Raw genomic sequence first — 1,617 nt, forward strand, 5'->3', positions numbered from 1 at the left:
GCAAGGTCCTGCGCGAGCCCGCTGGCTCGGGTTCGGGCTCGGGCTCGGGTCCCGGGGCTGGATCGGGCGGTGGATCGGGCGGTGGTTCGGCATCCGCCGCGACCGCCGGCTCCGCCGGGTCCGGGCTCAGCTCGGGTGACGAGCGGGCGCTGCGCAAGGAGATGTCCAAGATCGAGCGCCAGATGCTCAAACTCGATCAACGACAGGCCACGATCCACGAGGCCCTCACCGCCGCCGCAGGGGAGGCGCTCGACACGGAGAAGCTCGCGTCCCTCGACCGTGATCTCAAGGACGTGAGCGCGGAGAAGGAACAGCTCGAGGAGCGCTGGATGGAGCTCGGCGAACAGGTCGAGGGCTGATCCACCCGCCGGCGCGAGAGCGGTGTGGACGTCGAACTTGGTCGTCTCTCCTGCGGTGAATCGAGCGTTTCACCGCGCTGGGCACGACCAGAATATGGGCGGAACACCTGATGCCAAGACCGAGCGGCGCGGTTCGTTGTGGATGCTCGTCGTCCCCATCCACAGGGGACGCCGGGGGCGGGCGTGAACGGTCACCGCGGGCGATGATCCTGAGGTGCCCCGTCCTCATCCTGCTGCGCCGTTCATCGGTAGTGCGGCGGTCGTGGAAGGCCATCTGTCCGGCCATCAGCTCAGGTCAGGACATCGTCGTCTGTTCCCCGACGTGTACCTCGCCACCGGAGCGCCCGCCACACCGGATGTAATGGTCCGCGGCGCAGCGCTATGGGCACCCGCTGGAGCCGTGATCGGCGGTCTCGCGGCGGCACTGATCCACCGGGAGCGGTGGTACGCGCCGGCCGCGGTCGAGAGAGAAGTCGACATCTACGCGGTCGGAACGGCACCCGCTCCGGGCCGTGTGCGGCTGCGTCGCCTCCGGCGTGCTCTGCCGGCGGGACAGGTGGAAGCGATCGGTGGACTCCGTGTGACCTCCGCTGCACGGACGGCCATCGACGTAGCGAGGTGGGAGGTCAACGACGATACGGCGATCGCGAAGATCGACGCCGTGTGCAATCGATCCCGGATCGCCGTCAGCGAGGTGAGTGCACTGGCACGGGGCCTGCGAGGGCTGCACGGTCTGCAGAGGGTGCGGAGCCTCCTCCGGTGGTGTGACCAGCGAGCTGATTCGCCGCCCGAGACCAGGCTTCGGCTGCTGATCGTCCGGTCGGACCTCCCCGACCCGACTCCGCAGGTCGAGATCCACAACGAGTACGGGGTGAAGGTCGCCACTGCGGATCTGGCGTACGAGGTCGGGAAGGTGGCGGTGTTCTACGACGGGGACGTCCATCGAGGCAGGTCTACCTGGGAGTACGACGCGCGGGTCAACGCCGAACTCTCGGAGCTGGGCTGGCAGGTGGTCCGCGTGACCGGTTCGATGCTCCGGAATCCACGGGCGGTACTCCGCCAGATCGGTGCGGCCCTCGAGCGCGGCCGCGCACGGGTATGACCGCGACGCGCGACCACATCACCCGAATCTTGGTCGTGCCCACTGCGACAGAACTGCGTTGTGGCCACAAGGGCCACGACCACACCCGTTGAGCGGGGCGCGCTGGGATGAGAGCGCTGGGGTGGGGGCGCGCTGGGTGTGCGGGGCGCGGCGGGG

At 69.1% G+C, this 1,617-nt stretch carries 2 protein-coding genes; both read left to right on the top strand.

What is annotated here, in order from left to right:
* Positions 1-359, top strand: a 359-nt coding sequence (locus G6021_RS13530; protein WP_277817950.1) for an ABC transporter C-terminal domain-containing protein, incomplete at its 5' end; no start/stop codon positions are given.
* A gap of 580 nt (positions 360-939) precedes the next feature.
* Complete coding sequence (locus tag G6021_RS13535; protein WP_182615538.1) at positions 940-1,461, top strand: DUF559 domain-containing protein; 522 nt, start codon at positions 940-942, stop codon at positions 1,459-1,461.
* The last annotated feature ends 156 nt before the right edge of the window (positions 1,462-1,617 follow it).

The organism is Dietzia sp. CW19 (assembly GCF_014145265.1).
GTDB lineage: Bacteria > Actinomycetota > Actinomycetes > Mycobacteriales > Mycobacteriaceae > Dietzia > Dietzia natronolimnaea.